The sequence below is a fragment of the Vibrio sp. 10N.222.52.B12 genome (genome assembly GCF_002875385.1).
Lineage (GTDB): Bacteria > Pseudomonadota > Gammaproteobacteria > Enterobacterales > Vibrionaceae > Vibrio > Vibrio jasicida.
In genome coordinates, this window is record NZ_MDAW01000031.1 from 1 (window position 1) to 3072 (window position 3072).

Annotated in this window: 3 protein-coding genes and 1 tRNA gene; 2 read left to right on the plus strand and 2 right to left on the minus strand. The window is 46.0% G+C overall.

The window, feature by feature from the left end; translation table 11 throughout:
* Positions 1-71: 71 nt before the first annotated feature.
* Positions 72-929: an archaetidylserine decarboxylase gene (asd, locus tag BCT11_RS02005; protein ID WP_039974268.1), complete on the minus strand. Its 858-nt coding sequence runs from the start codon at positions 927-929 to the stop codon at positions 72-74.
* 116 nt (positions 930-1045) lie between these two features.
* A complete protein-coding gene (gene rsgA, locus BCT11_RS02010) occupies positions 1046-2110 on the minus strand; it encodes a small ribosomal subunit biogenesis GTPase RsgA (protein WP_038874102.1) in 1065 nt (354 codons plus the stop codon).
* 129 nt (positions 2111-2239) lie between these two features.
* Between rsgA and orn the strand changes: the two genes are divergently transcribed.
* Positions 2240-2785 (plus strand): oligoribonuclease, encoded by a 546-nt coding sequence (gene orn / locus BCT11_RS02015; RefSeq protein ID WP_038874099.1) that lies wholly within the window; start codon positions 2240-2242, stop codon positions 2783-2785.
* Positions 2786-2941: 156 nt separating this feature from the next.
* Positions 2942-3017: transfer RNA gene (locus BCT11_RS02020), tRNA-Gly, on the plus strand.
* The last annotated feature ends 55 nt before the right edge of the window (positions 3018-3072 follow it).

The window sequence follows — 3072 nt, forward strand, 5'->3', positions numbered from 1 at the left end:
CGGAAAGCCGCGATGAACCAAAAAAAAGCCCCCGCGAGCGGAGGCCTTTAAAATCATTTTGTACGGAAGCCTTACTGCTGGTGCGCGTAAGGTGTACCCATTACTGTTGGTTTACCGTTTTCCATGCTCTCATCGAATGTGATGGCATCTTTAGCGAATAGGTTGATAACCGTTGAGCCAAGCTTGAAGCGGCCCATTTCTTCACCTTTTTTCAAGATAACGGCTTTGTTACCTTCTGCAGGGTAATCCCATTTGTAAACAGTATTACCGCGTGGTGGCGTAACAGTGCCAGCCCATACTTGCTCAATGCTGCCTACGATGGTTGCACCAACCAGTACTTGTGCCATTGGACCAAACGCAGTATCGAAGATACACACTACGCGCTCGTTACGTGCGAATAGGTTTGGTACGTTTTCTGCCGTTAGTGGGTTTACCGAGAACAGGTCGCCAGGTACATAAATCATCTGACGCAGCGTGCCGTCACATGGCATGTGTACACGGTGGTAATCACGAGGTGAGAGGTATAGCGTTGCAAAAGTACCATCTTGGAACTCTTCCGCTAGTGTCTCATCACCGCCAAGCAGTTCTTGAGCTGAGAAGTTATGACCTTTTGCTTGAATCAGTTGGCCGTCTTCAATTGGGCCAAACTGGCTAACACAAGCATCCGCTGGGTGAGTGATCACCGCTTCACCTTCTGCGATTGGACGTGCGCCTTCTTTTAGCTCACGTACAAAGAACTCGTTGAACGTTTTGAAGTGTTTTGGATCGGAGTGTTTCGCCTCATCCATGTTCACATTGTATTGTTTGATAAACCAACGAATGATTGCTGTTGTTAGACCGCCAGCTTTAGCTGAAGCTAGTTTACCCACTAGGCGCGTTAGGCCGTGTTGTGGGATCCAGTACTGCAGTCCAACTTTAATCTTGTCCATCTTTAATTCCGATACTTCTGTTAGATTCTCGCTTTAGGGCGCGTGATGTTACTGAAATTTCATCTGCTTGTCAGTATTAGGTGATGTTTTCTTACACAGTTGTAGTCTTAACTCAGTTACAGATCCGCTTTCTTGCTGCGTGAGTACTGACGGTTGGCTTTGTTTTCGCCCATGCTTTCTAGGATGCGATGGTAGTTTTCAAAGCGAACTTTGCTCACATCACCTTTCTCTACAGCTTCACGCAATATGCAGCCTGGATCGTCGTTGTGCTTACAGTCACGGAACTTACAGCCACCAAGATAAGGGCGGAATTCAACAAATGCTTTGGTGACCTCTTCCGCTTCTAAGTGCCAAAGGCCAAATTCACGAACCCCAGGAGAGTCAATGAGTTCACCGCCCGTGGGAATATGGTATAGACGTGCCGCGGTCGTTGTATGTTGACCGAGCCCAGAGTTCTCAGAGACTTCGCCTTCTTCCACTTCTTGCTCAAGCTCTGGCATTAGAGCATTCACAAGGCTGGATTTACCAACACCTGATTGGCCAACGAAGATATTGATTCGGTCGCCTAGCAAGGCTTCAAGTTCATTAATGCCTTCGCCCGATTTCTTGCTCACAAATAGAACTTTGTAACCAATGCGTTGGTATTCTTCCAACCAACTTTCATAAGTTGCACGCTCTTCGTCTGACAACAGATCGATTTTGTTCAGAACCAGCAATGGCGCAATGTTAAGTGTCTCTGAAGCAACCAAGTAGCGGTCAATAATGTTCAATGACAGTTCCGGTAGAACCGAAGACACAATGATCATTTGATCAATATTTGCGGCCACAGGTTTTAAGCCATCGTAGTAATCTGGACGAGTAAGTACCGATGTACGAGGTTCTACTGCTTCTACAACACCTGAGATACCAGCCATGGATTCTAAACCTTCACGCCACAACACGCGGTCACCCGATACTAGGGATTCAATGCCGCGACGAAGGTTGCAACGTTGAACTTCACCCGTCTCAAGATCTTCGATGTCAGCATGTTGGCCGAAGCGAGTAATGACCAAGCCTTGCTTACTTGCGCCAAGCATGTGCTCATCCCATTGGATTGAGTCTTCTTGCTTTTTTAGGCGCTTTTGTTGGTTGCTGCGTACGCGTCGCACCTGACCTTTGGTTAACTTTTTCTTTTTTGCCACAATTCTGTACTTAGTGTGAGTTCGCTCAAGTGATTGAACCAACAAAGGGTTCAAGCGAGTGAGTATCGTGTTTCAAGTATTTTCAGGTATAGTACCTCTTTTATCGATAAACAAATAGGCGGCGTAACCATGTCCTTTAGCGATCAAAACCTAATTTGGGTTGATTTAGAGATGACGGGCCTTGATCCTGAAACGCATAAAATCATTGAAATTGCTTCTATCGTTACCGATAGCGAGCTGAACATTTTGGCTGAAGGGCCGGTACTCGCTGTTCATCAACCAGAAGAAGAGCTGGCTAAGATGGATGACTGGTGTACCAATACGCACACATCAAGCGGCTTGGTTGAGCGCGTCCGTAATAGTGATATTTCAGAGCAAGATGCTGTTGTACAAACCATCGAATTCCTAGAAAAATGGGTTCCAAAGGGTGTCTCACCAATTTGTGGTAACAGTATTGGTCAAGATCGCCGTTTCTTGTACAAACACATGCCAGAGCTCGAAGAATATTTCCATTATCGTTACCTAGACGTGAGTACGCTTAAAGAGTTAACTCGTCGCTGGCAACCTGAAGTGTTAAATGGCTTCTCTAAGCAAGGTACACACTTAGCGTTAGACGACATCCGTGAGTCGATTGCTGAGCTAAAGTACTACCGCGAAACGATCTTTAAGATCTAACTGTTAAGGCTGCGATCCAAATTGTTGTATTTCGTGAACGTTTTGCTTGCTTTTTCGTCGGTCAGTAAAAAAATAAAGTTTTTTTGAACGAAGGACTTGCATCACAAAAAAATGCTCTTATAATTCGCAGCCCTGAACGACGGAAACGTTGTTGATGCGACACTAGCTCAGTTGGTAGAGCGCAACCTTGCCAAGGTTGAGGTCACGAGTTCGAACCTCGTGTGTCGCTCCAGTTTGAAGGTCTTCATCGTACCTAACGATGAAATACGGACGCGGGATGGAGCAGC

Excerpts from the sequence above, each read along its gene's own strand:
- asd (WP_039974268.1), bottom strand. The coding sequence starts at position 929 with ATGGACAAGATTAAAGTTGGACTGCAGTACTGGATCCCACAACACGGC.
- orn (WP_038874099.1), top strand. The coding sequence starts at position 2,240 with ATGTCCTTTAGCGATCAAAACCTAATTTGGGTTGATTTAGAGATGACG.